Origin of the sequence: Yoonia sp. (assembly GCF_017854565.1) — a bacterium.
Lineage (GTDB): Bacteria > Pseudomonadota > Alphaproteobacteria > Rhodobacterales > Rhodobacteraceae > Yoonia.
Map to the genome: position 1 here is coordinate 47,804 of NZ_JAFMHJ010000002.1, position 16,735 is coordinate 64,538.

The 16,735-nt window shown below is 60.7% G+C and carries 17 protein-coding genes and 1 tRNA gene; 12 read left to right on the plus strand and 6 right to left on the minus strand.

The features are described 5' to 3' along the window. The 4 genes from QZ196_RS01440 to QZ196_RS01455 are packed head-to-tail and all read left to right on the plus strand — an operon-like array spanning window position 1 to window position 4,298. Window positions 1–606: a 2-dehydro-3-deoxy-6-phosphogalactonate aldolase gene (locus QZ196_RS01440; protein WP_296423128.1), complete on the plus strand. Its 606-nt coding sequence runs from the start codon at window positions 1–3 to the stop codon at window positions 604–606. Further along, window positions 603–1,427, plus strand: a complete 825-nt coding sequence (locus tag QZ196_RS01445; protein ID WP_296423130.1) for an SMP-30/gluconolactonase/LRE family protein — start codon at window positions 603–605, stop codon at window positions 1,425–1,427. The genes QZ196_RS01440 and QZ196_RS01445 overlap by 4 nt, the downstream gene beginning before the upstream one ends. Window positions 1,428–1,452: 25 nt before the next feature. Beyond that, window positions 1,453–3,354 (plus strand): beta-galactosidase, encoded by a 1,902-nt coding sequence (locus QZ196_RS01450; protein ID WP_296423132.1) that lies wholly within the window; start codon window positions 1,453–1,455, stop codon window positions 3,352–3,354. Further along, window positions 3,354–4,298 (plus strand): aldose epimerase family protein, encoded by a 945-nt coding sequence (locus tag QZ196_RS01455; RefSeq protein ID WP_296423134.1) that lies wholly within the window; start codon window positions 3,354–3,356, stop codon window positions 4,296–4,298. Before QZ196_RS01450 ends, QZ196_RS01455 begins: the two co-directional genes overlap by 1 nt. Here QZ196_RS01455 and uraH read toward each other — a convergent pair. Further along, a complete protein-coding gene (gene uraH, locus QZ196_RS01460; RefSeq protein WP_296423136.1) occupies window positions 4,295–4,639 on the minus strand; it encodes a hydroxyisourate hydrolase in 345 nt (114 codons plus the stop codon). The two genes, QZ196_RS01455 and uraH, sit on opposite strands and share 4 nt — an antisense overlap. A 180-nt stretch (window positions 4,640–4,819) precedes the next feature. Between uraH and QZ196_RS01465 the strand changes: the two genes are divergently transcribed. The 4 genes from QZ196_RS01465 (at window position 4,820) to QZ196_RS01480 (ending at window position 8,934) form a co-directional block, all read left to right on the plus strand. Further along, window positions 4,820–6,208, plus strand: a complete 1,389-nt coding sequence (locus QZ196_RS01465; RefSeq protein WP_296423138.1) for a cytochrome ubiquinol oxidase subunit I — start codon at window positions 4,820–4,822, stop codon at window positions 6,206–6,208. A 5-nt stretch (window positions 6,209–6,213) separates the two neighbouring features. Beyond that, window positions 6,214–7,224, plus strand: coding sequence for a cytochrome d ubiquinol oxidase subunit II (locus QZ196_RS01470; protein WP_296423140.1), 1,011 nt, complete (start codon window positions 6,214–6,216; stop codon window positions 7,222–7,224). A gap of 104 nt (window positions 7,225–7,328) precedes the next feature. Further along, a tRNA-Met gene (locus QZ196_RS01475) sits at window positions 7,329–7,405 on the plus strand. Between the two features lie 116 nt (window positions 7,406–7,521). Continuing rightward, window positions 7,522–8,934, plus strand: coding sequence for an FAD-binding oxidoreductase (locus QZ196_RS01480; protein ID WP_296423141.1), 1,413 nt, complete (start codon window positions 7,522–7,524; stop codon window positions 8,932–8,934). On the opposite strand, the gene hemC is transcribed toward QZ196_RS01480, so the two are convergent. Beyond that, on the minus strand, window positions 8,931–9,872 hold the full coding sequence (hemC, locus tag QZ196_RS01485) for a hydroxymethylbilane synthase (protein WP_296423143.1): 942 nt from the start codon (window positions 9,870–9,872) through the stop codon (window positions 8,931–8,933). The genes QZ196_RS01480 and hemC overlap by 4 nt on opposite strands. A 94-nt stretch (window positions 9,873–9,966) precedes the next feature. Here hemC and hemE point away from each other — a divergent pair, with 94 nt between their 5' ends. After that, a complete protein-coding gene (gene hemE / locus QZ196_RS01490) occupies window positions 9,967–11,001 on the plus strand; it encodes a uroporphyrinogen decarboxylase (protein WP_296423421.1) in 1,035 nt (344 codons plus the stop codon). Window positions 11,002–11,012: 11 nt separating this feature from the next. Further along, entirely contained in the window at window positions 11,013–11,375 is a 363-nt protein-coding gene (locus QZ196_RS01495) for a hypothetical protein (RefSeq protein ID WP_296423146.1), read from the plus strand. 22 nt (window positions 11,376–11,397) lie between these two features. On the opposite strand, the gene hemF is transcribed toward QZ196_RS01495, so the two are convergent. Continuing rightward, entirely contained in the window at window positions 11,398–12,276 is an 879-nt protein-coding gene (gene hemF, locus QZ196_RS01500) for an oxygen-dependent coproporphyrinogen oxidase (protein WP_296423148.1), read from the minus strand. Between the two features lie 102 nt (window positions 12,277–12,378). Here hemF and QZ196_RS01505 point away from each other — a divergent pair, with 102 nt between their 5' ends. After that, complete coding sequence (locus QZ196_RS01505; protein WP_296423150.1) at window positions 12,379–12,765, plus strand: hypothetical protein; 387 nt, start codon at window positions 12,379–12,381, stop codon at window positions 12,763–12,765. Here QZ196_RS01505 and QZ196_RS01510 read toward each other — a convergent pair whose 3' ends face one another. The 3 genes from QZ196_RS01510 to clpS are packed head-to-tail and all read right to left on the minus strand — an operon-like array spanning window position 12,766 to window position 14,941. Continuing rightward, on the minus strand, window positions 12,766–13,569 hold the full coding sequence (locus QZ196_RS01510) for an SDR family oxidoreductase (protein WP_296423151.1): 804 nt from the start codon (window positions 13,567–13,569) through the stop codon (window positions 12,766–12,768). A 33-nt stretch (window positions 13,570–13,602) separates the two neighbouring features. After that, window positions 13,603–14,574 (minus strand): methyltransferase, encoded by a 972-nt coding sequence (locus tag QZ196_RS01515; protein ID WP_296423153.1) that lies wholly within the window; start codon window positions 14,572–14,574, stop codon window positions 13,603–13,605. Window positions 14,575–14,599: 25 nt separating this feature from the next. Next, window positions 14,600–14,941, minus strand: coding sequence for an ATP-dependent Clp protease adapter ClpS (clpS, locus tag QZ196_RS01520; protein WP_296423155.1), 342 nt, complete (start codon window positions 14,939–14,941; stop codon window positions 14,600–14,602). 338 nt (window positions 14,942–15,279) lie between these two features. Between clpS and QZ196_RS01525 the strand changes: the two genes are divergently transcribed. Continuing rightward, window positions 15,280–16,716, plus strand: a complete 1,437-nt coding sequence (locus QZ196_RS01525) for a serine hydrolase (RefSeq protein ID WP_296423157.1) — start codon at window positions 15,280–15,282, stop codon at window positions 16,714–16,716. Window positions 16,717–16,735 lie beyond the last annotated feature (19 nt).

Genomic DNA, 16,735 nt, shown 5'->3' on the forward strand with positions numbered 1-16,735 from the left:
ATGCACCGTCCCCTGATCGCCATCCTGCGCGGAATCACCCCGACCGAGGCCGCGCCGGTTGCGGCGGCCCTGATTGACGCAGGGATCACCCGGATCGAGGTGCCGCTGAATTCACCGGACCCGTTTGACAGCATCAAGGCGATGGTCGCGGCGCACGGCCATGAAGCCTTGATCGGCGCGGGCACGGTGCTGTCCACCGGCGATGTGGGCCGGGTGGCGCAGGCAGGTGGCAAACTGATCGTGTCGCCCAATTGCGACCAGCGGGTGATTGTCGCGACCAAGGCTGCGGGCATGGCAAGCTGGCCCGGCGTGATGACCCCGACCGAATGTTTCCTCGCGCTCAAATCCGGTGCGGATGGTCTGAAAATCTTTCCGGCCAGCCTGATCGGCCCCGATGGGATCAAGGCGATCCGCGCGGTCCTGCCCATCGGCACATTGGTCTATGCGGTGGGCGGCGCAGGGGCCGATAACTTTGCCATGTGGATGGCGGCCAGCGCGGATGGTTTCGGCATCGGTTCCGCGCTTTACAAACCCGGCCTGTCGGTTGCCGATGTGGCCGCGCGCGCCCGCGACATGGTCGCCGCCTATGATCAGGCGGCGCGATGATTTATGATGATACCCAGTGCCAATTGGGCGAAGGCCCGTTGTGGCATCCGACACGGGGGCAACTGTTCTGGTTCGATATTCTGGGGCAACGGCTGCACACGCGGACGCAGCACTGGCAATTTGACACCTACGTCAGCGCGGCGGGTTGGGTCGATGATACCACACTGATCGTGGCCTCGGCCCGGGCGCTGCACCGGTTTGACATCACGACCGGCGACCACCGGGAAATCTGCGCGCTTGACGCAGACAATGCCGCCACGCGGTCAAACGACGGGCGTGCCGACCCGCAGGGCGGGTTCTGGATCGGGACCATGGGGATCAATGCAGAAGACGGCGCGGGGGCGATCTATCGTTACTACAAAGGTGCGCTGCGGCGGCTTTTTGCACCGATCACCATTTCCAACGCGATCTGCTTTGCACCGGATGGCAAGACGGCGTATTTCACCGATACCCCGACCCAAAAGATCATGCGCGTCGGGCTGGATGCGGATGGCTGGCCCTTGGGTGATCCGGTATTGCATATCGACCTGCGCGGCACCGATCTGCGCCCCGACGGCGCGGTCGTGGATGCCGCAGGCAATCTGTGGAATGCGCAATGGGGGGCTGGGCGCGTTGCGGGCTACGGCCCTGATGGCCGCTTTATCGCAGCGTATCACTTCGCGGCCAGACAAACCTCTTGCCCGGCCTTTGGTGGCCCGGATTTCCAGAGCCTGTTTTGCACATCTGCCGCCGTGGGCTTGCCCCGCGACGACACACAGGGCAAGACGTTCCAGACCCAAACCAACATCACCGGCCAACCAGAGCACCGCGTCACCCTCTGAGCCGCCTTTCGCAAAGAAGCCTGTCATGAAACGCACACTCGGCGTCTGCTACTACCCCGAACACTGGCCTCAGGATCAATGGGCCGATGACGCCGCCCGCATGGCCACAACCGGCCTGACGTGGGTGCGCATCGGTGAATTTGCATGGACCCGGATGGAGGCCGTGCCGGGCACCCTGACATGGGATTGGTTGGACCGGGCGATTGATGTCTTGGGCAACGCGGGCCTCAGGGTCGTGCTGGGCACGCCGACCGCGACGCCGCCGCGCTGGATGCTGGACAAATATCCCGACATGCTGCCGGTAGACGCGCAGGGGCGCCCGCGCAAATTCGGGTCACGGCGGCATTATGATTTCAGCCATCCGGGCTACCGCGATGAATGTCGGCGGATCGCAGGGTTGATGGGCGAACGCTATGGCACGAACCCCCATGTCGCGGCGTGGCAGATCGACAATGAATACGATTGCCACGATACCACGCTGAGTTATTCAGCGGCAGCCCGGCGCGGGTTTCAAGATTGGCTGGCGCAGAAATATCAATCACCCTATGCCCTGAACCGGGCATGGGGCAATGTGTTCTGGTCAATGGACTATGACTCATTCGACCAGATCGACCTGCCCAACCTGACCGTGACAGAACCCAACCATCCCCACCAGCTCGCGTTCCGGCGCTATAGCTCTGATCAAGTCGTCGCCTTCAACAAGGTGCAGGCGGACGAGCTGCGCCGCCACACGCAGGCACCTTTGATCCACAATTATATGGGCCGGATCACAACCTTCGATCATTGGAAGGTCGGCGCGGACCTTGATATTGCCTCCTGGGACAGTTACCCCATCGGCTTTCTATCGGACCGGATCGAAGGCACGCCCAAGGAAAAACTGAAATTCCTGCGTCAGGGCCATGCCGACAACCAAGCGTTTCACCACGATCTTTACCGCGCCGTAGGCCGTGGCCGGATGTGGGTGATGGAACAGCAACCCGGCCCGGTCAATTGGGCACCCTACAACCCCGCCCCGCTGCCCGGCATGGCCCGCCTTTGGGCTTGGGAGGCGTTTGCCCATGGTGCCGAAACCGTGTGCTATTTCCGCTGGCGGCAGACGCCGTTTGCGCAAGAACAGATGCACGCGGGGCTTTTGCGGCCTGATAGCGCAGCGGCACCTGCATTGGCAGAAGCCGCGCAAGTGGCCGCCGAGATTGACCAGATGCCCGATGTCGGCACCGCACCCGCGCAGGCCGCGCTGATCTTTGATTACGAAAGCGCCTGGGCGTGGGATGTGCAGCCGCAGGGCGCCGATTTCGACATGTTCCGCCTTGCCTTTGCTGCGTATCGCGCATTGCGGCGGGCGGGGCTGAACATTGATATTCTGCCACCGGATACGGCGGATCTTGCGGGCTATAAACTGGTTCTTGCACCGGGGATCATGGCGCTGTCTGACCCGCTGCGCGCCGCACTGGCCCGGTTCGACGGTATCGCATTGATCGGCCCCCGGACAGACACCAAGACGATCGAGCTGGCCATTCCCGTACCGCTTGGCCCCGACTTGCCCGACACCGACATCACCGTCGCACTGACCGAAAGCATGCCACCGGATGCCAAGATCAAACTGCAAGGCGGCGGCGCGTTCCGGCATTGGTTTGAACACCTTGAGGGCACGGCGCCGGTGCATATGACCACCACGTCGGGCCAGCCCGCGATCATGGGCGGCGACAGTTTGCGGTATCTGGCCGGTTGGCCCGACGATGCGACGTTTGACATGATCATCGGGGGGCTGTGTGACAGTCTTGATGTGCCGACGTACCGTCTGCCGGACGGGCTGCGCATACGCGAAACGCCAACGCATCGGTTCGTGTTCAACTACGCCCCCAAGGCGCAGAAATGGAATGGCACCAAGATCCCCGCCGCCGGTGTCCATTGGGAGCCGCTGTGATGGTATTGTTCGGCACCACGAAAACCGGCCGGGATGTTCACAAAATCACGCTGCGCGCGGGCGATCTAACGGTGCAGCTGCTGACGTGGGGTGCTGTTATTCAGGACATTCGATTGGACGGGATTGACCGGTCGCTGACGCTTGGCTCGGACAATCTGGCCGATTACGAAGGCGCGATGCGTCATCACGGCGCACTGATCGGGCCGGTCGCCAACCGGATCAGCAACGCGCGCGTCCGGCTGGACGGGATGATGTACGAACTGGAGCGGAATGAAAAAGGCCATATCCACCTGCATTCGGGCGCACAGGCGACACATTTGCAGGTTTGGGACGTGGCAGAGGTGACCCAAGACAGCGCGACCCTGACGCTGCGGCTGCCTGACGGGATGTGCGGGCTGCCCGGCAACCGGCAGATCAGCGCGACATTCACCGTCACGGCACCTGCGACGCTGACGATGACCGTGACCGGCAGGACCGACACCAAGACCCTGATGAATTTGGCCAACCACAGTTATTGGAACCTTGACGGCGCACCGACATGGGCGGGCCACCGCCTGCGCATGGCTGCGGATCACTTTCTGCCCTGCACCCCGGACAATTACCCGACCGGCGATGTCGCAGAGGTGGCCGGCACCGCGATGGATTTCACGACAGAGCGGGAAATGATCGCAGGCGCGCCAGCGCTTGACCACAACTTTTGCCTTTCCTACACGCGGCAGCCGCTGCGCGACGTCTTGTGGTTGACCGGGCAGAGCGGCGTGCAGATGACACTGGCCACGACGGAACCCGGCCTTCAAATCTATGACGGGCGCACGACCTATGCGGGCGTGGCGATCGAGGCACAATGCTGGCCCGATGCGCCCAACAACCGGGACTTTCCGTCGATCATTCTGGCACCCGACGACACATACCGCCAAACGACCAGCTGGTCATTTCCACGCTAACTGCCGCGATAGGTTGAAAAGCTGAATGGCGAAACCAGCAGCGGCACATGATAATGCGACGCAGGGTCATTGATGCCAAAGCGGATCGGGATATCGTCCAGAAAACAAGGTGTATCGTCGCGGCCGAAATACGCGCCCGCCTGAAACAGCAATTCGTAACGCCCGATCGCAAAGTCGGCGGCTGGCAGGATCGGGCTGTCGGTGCGACCATCGTCATTGGTGACCATCGTGACCACATGGACCCGCGCCGCCCCATCCAACCGAAACAGGTCAACGGTCATACCCGCTGCGGGCAGACCGCTGGCCGTATCCAACACATGCGTCGTTAAATATCCACTCATCTTCCATCCTTTTTGTTTGCGCTGAATCATCTGGAAATTACGTCGGAATGTCACGGGGTTTTCAAATATTTCGCCCAGTGTGCGACAGCCGCGATGTGCTGTCGCACCCCCCCTGTTCACCGTGTATTTACGGCTATATGACAACGCGACGGCACCATTCGTCAGAAAAACCGAGGCCACATGGACACGCTCATTCTGTCACGCATGCAATTTGCAGCAAATATTTCGTTCCACATCCTGTTTCCGACGATCACCATCGCACTTGGCTGGGCGCTGTTGTTTTTCAAGCTGCGCTATAGCCGAACCCGCGATGAACGCTGGATGGAGGCCTATCGGTTCTGGGTCAAAATATTTGCGCTGTCTTTTGCGATGGGTGTTGTGTCCGGCATCACGATGTCATTCCAGTTTGGAACCAACTGGCCGGGCTTTATGGAAACGGTCGGCAACATTGCCGGGCCGCTGCTGGCCTATGAGGTGCTGACGGCCTTTTTCCTCGAGGCGGTCTTTCTCGGGATCATGCTGTTTGGTGCGTCGCGCGTGCCCAATTGGCTGCATACGACGGCGACGTTTCTGGTGGCCTTTGGCACGATGATGTCGGCCTTTTGGATCATCGTTCTGAACTCCTGGATGCATACCCCCCAAGGGTTCGAGATGATCGACGGTGTGGCCCATGCGACCGACTGGTCCGCGATTATCTTTAACCCGTCCATGCCCTATCGCTTTTTCCATATGGTATTGGCCAGCTTCCTGACCGTCAGCTTTCTGATTGCCGGGGTCAGCGCGTTTCGTTGGATCATCGGCGGGCGAACCGAAGGGGTTCGGGTTGCGCTGAAAACGGCGGTGTTTGCGGCGGCGGTCCTTATTCCGGTTCAGATCCTTGTCGGGGATATGCACGGGCTGAATACGCTGGAACATCAACCGCAAAAGATTGCCGCGATGGAAGGCAATTGGGAAACGCAATCAAACGTGCCCCTGCTGCTGTTCGCGATCCCCGATGATGCGGCGCGCGAAAATCGTTTTGAAATCGGGATACCCAATCTGGCGTCCATCATCCTGAAACATCGTGCGGATGGCGTGGTGCCCGGCCTGAATGATTTTGTCACTGCGGACGGCGAGGTGCTGCATCCGCGGGTCGCACCGGTGTTCTGGTCGTTCCGGGTCATGGTTGGCACCGGCATGCTGATGTTACTGGTCAGCTGGGGCGCCGCTGCCATGATGTTACGCCGCAGGCGGGGCGTGGACGGGTTGCCAAAGGTGATGCTGTACGCGCTGGTCGGGATGAGCTTTAGCGGCTGGCTGGCCACGCTCGCCGGGTGGTACACAACCGAAATCGGGCGGCAGCCATGGTTGGTGCAGGGCGTCCTGAGCACCAAGCAGGCCGTAGCCGACGTGCCCGCGCCCATGGTCCTTTCGACACTGATTGCCTATCTGGTCGTCTATGTCCTGCTGTTGGGTGTGTATATTTCGGTGATCTTCTTTCTTGCCCGCCGGGCATCACAGGGGCAACCGCTTGGCACCGGAATCGAACCACGCGGCGCCAAATCAACCCATGCATTGCCAGCGGAGTAAGCAATATGAACACGTTTGGTGATCCGACGGTCTGGCTGCCGTTTGTCTTTGCGGCGCTAATGGGTGTGTCCATCCTGATCTATGTCGTTCTGGATGGGTTTGACCTTGGCGTTGGGGTCCTGTTTCCCTTTGCCGAAGATGATGAAAAAGACCGGATGATCGCGTCGATCGGGCCGTTCTGGGATGCCAATGAAACATGGCTTGTGCTGGCGGTCGGCCTTTTGCTGGTCGCCTTTCCGGCGGCGCATGGGGCCATCCTGACCGCGCTGTATCTGCCGGTGGCGATCATGTTGATTGGGTTGATCCTGCGCGGCGTTGCATTCGAATTTCGCGCCAAGGCCCCACCGCCCTACAAACGGCTGTGGAACAATGCGTTCTTCGCCGGGTCATTGATGACATCGCTTAGTCAGGGTTTCATGCTGGGGCTTTATGTCATGGGTCTGGACTGGACGTTGGCTCATGCGGTATTTGGCGTGCTGACGGCGGTTTTTCTGACTGTCGGCTACAGCTTTATCGGGGCGACCTGGGTCATTCACAAGACAGACGAACATTTGCAGCGCAAGGCGGTCGGCTGGGCAAAAGGCGGCATATGGGGTCTGGTGCTGGGCATCGGGGCAATTTCATTGGCCACGCCGTTTGTCAGCGCCCGGATCTTCGACAAATGGTTCTCGTTTCCGGAGGCGTTTTACCTTGCGCCACTGCCGATTGCATCGGGGGTACTGGTGGTCTGGCTATGGGCGATGCTGCGCCGGATGCCGTTTGAAGGTGACCGTCGGTCATGGCAGCCATTTGCCGTCGCCACGGCCCTTTGGGTCATGGCATTTGGCGGGATGGCCTATAGTTTCTATCCCTACGTCGTACCGGAAAAGCTCACGATCTACGAAGCGGCAAGCGCGCCGGAAAGTCTGTTCATCATCCTGATCGGCACCTGTTTCGTGCTGCCGACGATCTTGGGTTACACGGTGCTGGCCTATGCAATCTTTCGCGGCAAAGCGACCGAACTGCGTTATGATTAAGGGAGGGTGGGTTGAAACCCACCTTACGGCCTGGCAACTGCATGAAAACACCAGAAACGGTTTGACACCCCCGCAGCCATTGCGTAATCGGTGCGCTGTGGTCCGGCGCGGTAGCTCAGTTGGTTAGAGCGATCGACTCATAATCGATAGGTCGGGAGTTCAAGTCTCCCCCACGCCACCACCACCAGCATTCCTATGACGCGATCAGGCGAAAGATCTGCGCAGGCAGATGTGCTACGGCCTTTCGCATGTATCATTTTACCGCTAGCGTTCCGCGAAACTACGGGAGGCTGCACCTTGTCCATTCTTGATCGTATCGCCGCAATTATCGGCCAGGACCGCGTGCTGACCGGCGACGCCGCAGCGCCATTCGCCACCGACTGGACCGGCGCCTATACCGGTGTCCCGCTTGCCGTCTTGCGCCCCGGCACCACCCAAGAGGTCGCGGGCATCCTGCGGATCGCCAATGAAACCGGCACGCCTGTGGTTCCCGCGTCTGGCCGGACCGGGCTGACCGGGGGCACCATGGGGCAAGACGCGCTGATCTTATCGGTGGACCGGCTGAACACCATCCACACGATCGACCCCACCGGGCGGACGGCGACGGTCGGCGCGGGTGTGATCCTGTCCAATCTGCATGCTGCCGCCGACGCCCATGATCTGATCTTTCCACTGACCTTTGGGGCGCGTGGATCGGCGATGATCGGCGGGGTTTTGTCCACCAACGCAGGCGGATCGAACGTCGTGCGCTATGGCAACACCCGTGATCTGTGTCTGGGCCTAGAGGTCGTGATCGCCGATGGTCGCATCATGAATTTGATGAGCGCACTGCACAAGGACAATTCGGGTCTGAACCTGCGCCAGTTGATGATCGGCGCCGAAGGGACGCTGGGCGTCATCACCGCCGCCGTCATGAAGCTCAAGCCCAAACCCCGTGCCTATGCCACCGCCATGGTCGCGCTGCCGTCGCTTGACGATGCTTTGGCCCTGCTCAACACGTTGCAGGACCACACTGGCGGCGCGGTCGAGGCGTTTGAATACATGCCGCGCAACTATATCGACCGGCATATTGCCCTGATCGCGGGCGCACAGGCGCCGTTTGATCAGGCCTATGATGTGAACATCATGATCGAAGTGGGCGCCACCGCCCCGCGTGACGCCCTGCCCGGTCCCGATGGGCAGGTTCCCGTGGTCGCCGCGTTGGAACATATCCTTGGCGATATGCTGGAAGACGGGCGTGTCCTGGATGCCGTGATCGCCCAGAATGAGGCGCAGCGCGCCGCCATGTGGAAACGCCGCGAAGAGGCGGGTGAAATATCGTTTCAGGGCGGACCAGCCGTGATGACCGACGTCGCGGTCCCATTGGATAAAGTCGCCACATTCGAACGCGCCATCACACCCCGGATCAAGGCACTGGATGCCAATGCCTCTGAGATGATCGTGGCGCATCTGGGCGATGGCAATATCCACCACGTCACCTACCTTAGCCGCAATGACCCCGATGTGATGAACGCGGCGGTCGAAGCCGTCGAAGACGTGGTGCAAGAGCTGGGCGGCACGTTCAGCGCCGAACACGGTATTGGCCTGTCAAAGCTGGATACGATGCGGCGGCGCAAAGACCCCGTCGCCCTTGATGCGATGCGGGCGATCAAAGCCGCCCTTGATCCCAAGGGCATTATGAACCCCGGCAAGCTAATCCCGCCCGCCTAGTGATCAAAAAACCCCGGTCCGGCCTGCGCCAACAGTTTCGCCGCCATCGCGCGGCCCATCTGGGGTCCATCCGCAATCGCGCCGGTCATGTCATCGGTCAACACTTGCGATCCATCCGTGCGCAGGATTTCCCCACGCAGGCGCAACATACCACCATCAATATCCGCCAACCCACCGATGGGGGTTTCACACGAGCCGTCCAGATGCGCGAGAAATGCGCGCTCTGCGGCCAGACGCTGGCCGGTTGGGCCATCGTGTATCGCCGCGAGCATGGCCGCCGCGCGGCTGTCGTCAGCGCGCCGTTCGATGCCAATCGCGCCCTGCGCCACCGCAGGCAGCATGTCTTCTGGCGCAATCGCGGTGTGCGGCACGTCATCCATATTCAGGCGGTTCAGGCCCGCCATGGCCAGGAACGTCGCCTCGGCCACGCCATCGCCCAACTTTTTCAGGCGGGTCTGCACATTGCCCCGGAATTCCACGATGTGCAGATCAGGCCGACGCGCCAGCAATTGCGACCGGCGGCGAAGCGACGAAGTGCCGACCGTGGCCCCCTGCGCCAAATCGGTCAGGCCGCTGACCGATAGCGAAACAAACGCGTCACGCACATCTTCGCGCGGCAAATACGTGTCCAGCAGCAGCCCCGCAGGCTGTTCGACGGGCATGTCTTTCATCGAATGGACCGCGATGTCGATCGTGCCATCCAGCAGCGCCTCTTCGATCTCGCGGGTGAACAGGCCCTTGCCGCCGATCTCCTTGAGCGGGCGGTCCAAAACCTGATCGCCGGTCACCTTGATCACGACGATGCTAAACGCCTCGAACGGCAAATCAAAGGCCTGTGCAAGCCGCGCGCGTGTCTCGTGGGCCTGCGCAAGGGCAAGCGGCGATCCGCGGGTTCCGATTTTGAAGGCTTGGGCGGGTGTGGGCAAATCAATTATCATGATTGGATTGTTAGACCTGTCAATCTGGCCTGACAACTCCCTTGACAACATCGCAGCCAATTGGGACCACAAGGGGCACGAAAAAGGACATCCCATGGCGCAGCACAAAACCATCCTCCGGGCCCTCGCGGGCGAAACCCTTCCGACACCCCCGATCTGGATGATGCGGCAAGCCGGGCGGTATTTGCCGGAATATAAGGCGACGCGCGCGCAGGCCGGTGATTTCCTGTCGCTGTGCTACAATCCCGAACTGGCCGCCGAGGTCACGCTGCAACCGATCCGGCGTTATGGCTTTGATGCCGCGATTCTTTTTGCCGATATCTTGCTGTTGCCGCAGGCCCTTGGGGCGGATCTTTGGTTTGTCACCGGCGAAGGCCCGCGCCTGTCCACGATTACCAGCGCCGACGATCTGGCAAAGCTGAAGCCCGTGGATGCCATCCACGACACGCTGAACCCGGTCTATGAGACGGTGAAAATCCTGGCGCAAGAACTGCCCAAGGAAACGACCCTGATCGGTTTCGCAGGTGCGCCGTGGACCGTGGCCACCTATATGATCGCTGGCCAAGGCACGCCGGATCAAGGCCCGGCCCATGCGCTGAAGGCCGAAAACCGGCCCGTGTTCGAAGAGATCATCAACCGGATCACCGAAGGTACGATCGCATACCTGTCCAAACAGATCGACGCTGGCGCCGAGGTGGTAAAGCTGTTTGATAGCTGGGCAGGGTCGCTGGAAGGCGATGATTTCACGACATTTTCCGTCAAACCGATGCAGCAAATCATCGCCGCGCTAAAGGAGCGTCACCCCGGCATCCCGGTCATCGCATTTCCGCGCGGGGCTGGCACCAGATACACCGGTATGCACGCCGCCACCGGCGCCGATTGTGTCGCGATTGACGATGGCGTCAGCGCGGAATGGGCCGCCGCGCATGTCCAGATCGACGGCTGCGTCCAAGGCAACCTGAAGTCATCGCATATGGTCACCGGCGGCGATGCACTGGTCAGTGAAACGCGGCGCATCTGCAAGGCCTTCAGCAACGGCCCGCATATATTTAATCTGGGCCATGGGATTACCCCCGACGCGGACCCTGCCAATGTACAGTTGATGATCGACACGGTGCGCGCGGGCTGATCGGCACCGCCGTGCAACTGCCACTGACCCTGCGGATCGCATTTCATGGGCTGCGTAGCCTGTGGTTGGCGGTCTTTATCACGCTGGCAGGCTGGATCGCCTTTGTCCCTGCAACCGCAGATGAACGCAGCGCCCTTGGCGCGCGTATCGGTGATGCGCGACCGCCGGGTCTGGTGCCGCTGCGCACGGCACGTGCGATGGTGCGTCTGGCCCCTGACCGGGCCGCGCGCCTTTTGTCGCGCGCCAGCAATGGCGAATTGTCGCCAGAGCTTGCCGCGATGCTGCTGCGTGACATCGCCAAAGGACAGCACCTGCAACCCCCGCCCGGCCCAAGCGACCCTGTCGGCGGCGCCAAGTTCATTCAGGTCCGATAGGGATGGCCGTGACGGGTGCCCGTCAGACCCACTTGGCCAGCGGAGGCAGGCTCATCAATACGGCGTTGGCGTCATGACCGGTCGCCAGACCAAACTTTGTGCCCCGGTCGTAGACAAGGTTATATTCCGCATAAAGCCCGCGATGAATGAGCTGGGTGTCCTTGTCGGCCTCATTCCACGGCGTGTTGCGCCGGGTTTCAATCAACGGCACGTAGGCGGGCAGAAATGCCCGGCCTATATCCTGCGTCAACGCGAAATCAGCCGCCCAATCACCGGTGCAGTAATCATCCATAAAGATGCCGCCGACACCGCGGGCACGATTGCGGTGCGGGATATAGAAATATTCATCCGCCCATGCCTTGAGCTTGGGGTAATGATCGGCCCCATGCGGGTCCAGATGGGCCTTTTGGGCGGCATGGAAATGCGCGGTATCTTCGTCATATTCGATGCAGGGGTTCAGGTCCGACCCGCCACCAAACCACCATGCGTGCGGGGTCCAGAACATGCGGGTGTTCATATGCACGGCCGGCGCATGGGGGTTTTGCATATGTGCAACCAGCGAAATACCCGACGCCCAGAAACGCGGATCATCGGCCATGCCGGGGATTCCACGCGCAGCCATCGCGTTTTGGGCGGCGTCGCCCAGTTGGCCATAGACAGTGGATATGTTCACGCCCACCTTTTCAAACACGCGCCCTGTGCGCATCACGGACATCAGGCCACCCCCCGCCTCTGATCCATCATCGGATTGGCGGGTGGTTTCGGTCACTTCGAACCGGCCAGCAGGCCGATCGCCTGCGCCACTGTCCTCAAGCCCCTCAAAGGCCGCTACGATCTCATCGCGCAAGACACGGAACCATGCCGCTGCTTTTGCCTTTTCCGCCTCAAACCCGTTTGACATCTTTGTGCCCTGCCTCTGATATTGAATAACATTCTGTGTTAGCTTCTTTGCACCATACCGATCCAATAACGATGATCCAGATCAAACCCCGGAGACGAAGCCATGCGCCGCGCCATTTTTATCCTGCCTCTTCTCGTACTCGTGGCCTGTGCGACCCCGCGCGAGGCGTGCATCAACGACGCCATCCGCGACGTGCGGATACTCGATGCGCTGATTGTGCAGACGCGCGGCAATCTCGCGCGCGGCTATGCTCTTGAGGAACGGCAGGACGTGCGCACCCTGCGCCGGACCTGCCGGGGCCGCAATGAAGACGGCTCTACGTTTATCTATCGCTGTGACGAGGTCGAGACATTTACCACCACCGTGCCCGTGGCCATTGACCTGAACGCAGAGCGTGAAAAGCTGGTGTCACTGGAAGAACGGCAGCGCCAGAACCGGATCAATGCGGATACCGCCGTGGGGCAGTGCATCGCGATCCATCCGGAATGATCAGTGCGCCGAAACGGCTGCCGGATCAATCAAGGTACGGCCACCGTCGACGGTAATGATCTGACCCGTCACAAACCCTGCGGCGTCGGACGCCAGATATTGCACCGCGTCTGACACCTCACCGGGGCTGGCGATCCGGTGCAGCGGGGTATTTTCGACAATCGCATCCCGCACCAGATCGTGATCCTTCAGGGAACCCCGCAGGCTCGCGCTCATCACGCTGCCAAAGGCCACGGCGTTCACGCGGATACCATGCGGCGCAAAGGCCACCGCCATCGACCGTGTCAATTGGTCCAGCGCCGCAGAGCTGACCGAATAGGCCAGCAAATCAGGGTGCGTGCGTCGTGCCGCAATCGAGCTGATGTTCACGATTGATCCAATCGGACCAGTGCCCCCTTCGCCCGCCTGTTTGATCATGCGCCGCGCCACGGCCTGGCTCAACCGCATCGCCGTCAGGGTATTTTGCAGCAACAGTTCCTCGACCGTATTGTCATCAGGGTCCAGAGGGTCCGTTGTCATCACCTGCCGCGAGGCGTTGACCAGAATATCCACCCGCTCGAACGCATCAATCGTGGCAGACAGCAAGTTGGCAATCGTCAACTTCTTGCGCAGGTCACCGGCAAAGATGCGGACGTTTTCCTCTTTCTCGGCCAGCTCGCCCATTTCGTGGAACAGTGCCTTTTCATCCATATCAGCGAACACCACATTGGCGCCCATTTCGACAAACTGCCGTCCGATCGCAAGGCCGACACCATTGGCCGCACCGGTGACGATGGCGGTCTTGCCAGCTATTGAAAATGACATGGGTCTTCTCCTTGATGCCGCAGCACGGCCTCTTTAGCGGATGGGCCGGTTCGCGTGAAAAATCTTGAAGGCACCGTTACCGCCAATCATGTCCACATTACGGAAACATTCGTTCATCACCGCCTCATAGGGCAAATGCCGGTTGGCGACCATCCAAAGCTTGCCATGTGGGGCCAACAGCCGTGCGGCGGCCCGAATGAATGTGTGGCCCAAACCCGGATCAGATGCACGGCCAGCATGAAACGGCGGGTTCATGACAATCCCGTCATAGGCGGTTTTTGATGTGAAACCGGTCGCATCCGCCCAATGGAACGTGACCCGAGGGTCGTTCACATTCAGCTTTGCACAGTCCAGCGATACCGCTTCGGCCTCGATCAGGTCCAGCGATTTGACCCCGTCACGCGCCAGCACCGGCCCGGCAAGATAGCCCCAGCCAGCCCCAAGATCGGCCATGCGGCCCGGCAGCTTGGGTGGCAATGCAGCAGCAAGAAGCGCGGACCCGGCATCAACCGCCCCATCCGAAAACACCCCAGGTGCGGTAAAGAACCCATGCGCGCCCTTTTCAGGCGGCGGTGCGGCCCAATCGGCGAAAACATCAGATGCGGCAAACCAAAATATCCGGCCATGCCCCTTGGTGATGGATGGCAAGTCACCCAACCGCTTGCGGCAATCCTTGAAAAGACTGTCCACACCGTCGGTGCGTTGCCCGTCGATCACGACCAGATCAGCCTTGGCACAGGCATCGGCCAGCATCGCACGGGCCAGCGCCTTGGCGCGGGGAACCACAACGATGGCGACGGCGACACCGGACGCCTCGCGCGCGACACTATACCCCGCGTTCTGCCATGCGCTAAAATCAGGGTAGAACCCATGCACGATCTGAACCGCCGCACGCGGCAGCGATGAGACATCATAGGTGGCAGACGGGCGCAGGACGGCTATGTTGCCTGCGGGCAGGGTCAACAAACCGTCTTGGATTGCGGTGCTTAAGCGTGATTGGGACATTTTTATTGCGAACAACGACGGCGCGTTATTCTTTCTCCATGGTGCATTGCAGCGGGTGCTGGTGACGCTGGGCAAAATCCATCACCTGGGCCACCTTGGTCTCGGCAATCTCGTGACTGAAGACACCGACGACCGCCACACCTTTTTTATGCACGGTCAGCATCAGCTCAAATGCCTGAGCGTGGGACAGGCCAAAGAAGCGTTCCAGTACCAGAACCACGAACTCCATCGGCGTAAAATCATCATTCAGAATCAAAACTTTGTAAAGCGGCGGGCGCTTTGTCTTCGGCTTTGTCTCAAGCACAACGCCGACATCGCTGTCATCATTGTCCTTTTTGTCTGCCATCATGAAAAAGTCTGTCAACATCACTCTGCCTTGGTTCATCGCTGCTATATATAAGGTACAGGCCGGGAGTGAAAAGGCCAGTCTTTCACAAACGCCAAAAGACGCGCAAACCGCCCGAAATCACCCATGTAGCGACGATCATCTTGCGTATCACTACATGTTGTCGTGCCAGCATTGCAACCGCCATCAAAGTCTTTGAATTTAAGGTATTTTATGAAAATCGAAGTTGTGTTAGCGTACAGACATATTAATAGGTCACCGGAAAAATCCGGGATCAGAGGCAGTTAAAAAAAGAGGCATACGACGTGGCAAGTCGTCCGGGACAGTTGGCCCTTAGTGGGCTGTTTTTATTCGCATTGATGATATCCATGCTGTTTGCGCCGTTGCGCGCGGCGGCCGCCCCCTATGCGGCGATGGTGATGGATGCCCGCACCGGCGAGGTTTTGCATTCACGCAACGCCGACACCCGCCTGCATCCGGCATCGCTGACAAAGATGATGACGCTCTATATTGCGTTTCAAGCCATCGAGCGGGGCGAGATCAGCCTTGACACCGAAGTGACAATCACCCGCCTTGCCGCGAATGAACCGCCGTCCAAGCTGGGCCTGCGCGCAGGGCAAAAAATCCGCCTGCGCTATCTGTTGCGGGCCGCTGCAGTGAAATCCGCCAATGACGCCGCGACTGCGATCGGCATCGCGCTGTCCGGCTCGGAAGAGGCGTTTGCGACCCGGATGAACCGGACAGCCGCCGCGATGGGCATGAGCAGCACCACCTTTCGCAATGCCAACGGGCTGACCCAATCGGGCCATATGTCCACCGCCCGCGACATGACCGTCCTGGGGCGGCATGTGATCTATGACTTTCCACAGTACTACAACCTGTTCTCGCGGCGCACCGCCGATGCGGGGATTGCAACGGTCCGTCACACCAACCGGCGTTGGCTGGACAGCTACGAAGGCGGCGACGGGATCAAAACCGGCTATACGCAGGCTGCGGGCTTTAATCTCGTGGCCTCGGCGCAGCGCGGGCAGGAGCGGATTATCGCGACAGTTTTTGGCGGCTCTTCGACCGCGTCACGCAATGCGCAGATCACCGAGTTGATGGATATGGGCTTTAACCGCGCGCCCTCGCGCGCCACCATTCGCCAGCCCAATCCGCCTGCGGCCATGCCGACGGGCACCCCCGCGAACGATAACATAGCATCCGCCAACGTGCGCGGCAGCGCGGGGCGGACCATCCGCGTCAGCGGTCAGGTCGCCAGCAGTCTGCGCCCCATCCCCCGCCCTGATCGCCAGACGCCCGCAGCCGAAATGCTGGTCGCGGCCATCGACCCCGGTTTGATTGACAGCGCCGTCGCAGAGGCCGTGGACATCGCCCTTGCCGAAGCGTTATCGGGCGCCGTCGCCCCCCAACCGGCAAACACAGCCACGCCAGCCATCACCCCACGGCCCAGGCCACAGGACGACACCGTGATGTTGGCCGCCGCAGCGCCGCCTGAAACGCCGCCCGCAATCGCGGCAACGCCCGAGGTGGTGACCCGTATCTCGACATCTGGCGGGCGTCACTGGGGCGTCAACGTGGGCCGCTATGACACGCGCTACGACGCCGAACGTGTCCTGCTGCGCGTCGCCCTGAACGAGATGAGTACGCTGGACGGATCACTCCGCCGCGTCGTGCAGCGGTCCGGTGGCTTTGACGCGAATTTCATGGGACTGACACGCGAAGGTGCCGATTTGGCCTGCCGCCGCCTGCAGGCACGCGGCACCACTTGCTTTATGCTGGGGTCCGAAGGCTAGCGCGACAGTCCCGGACCTG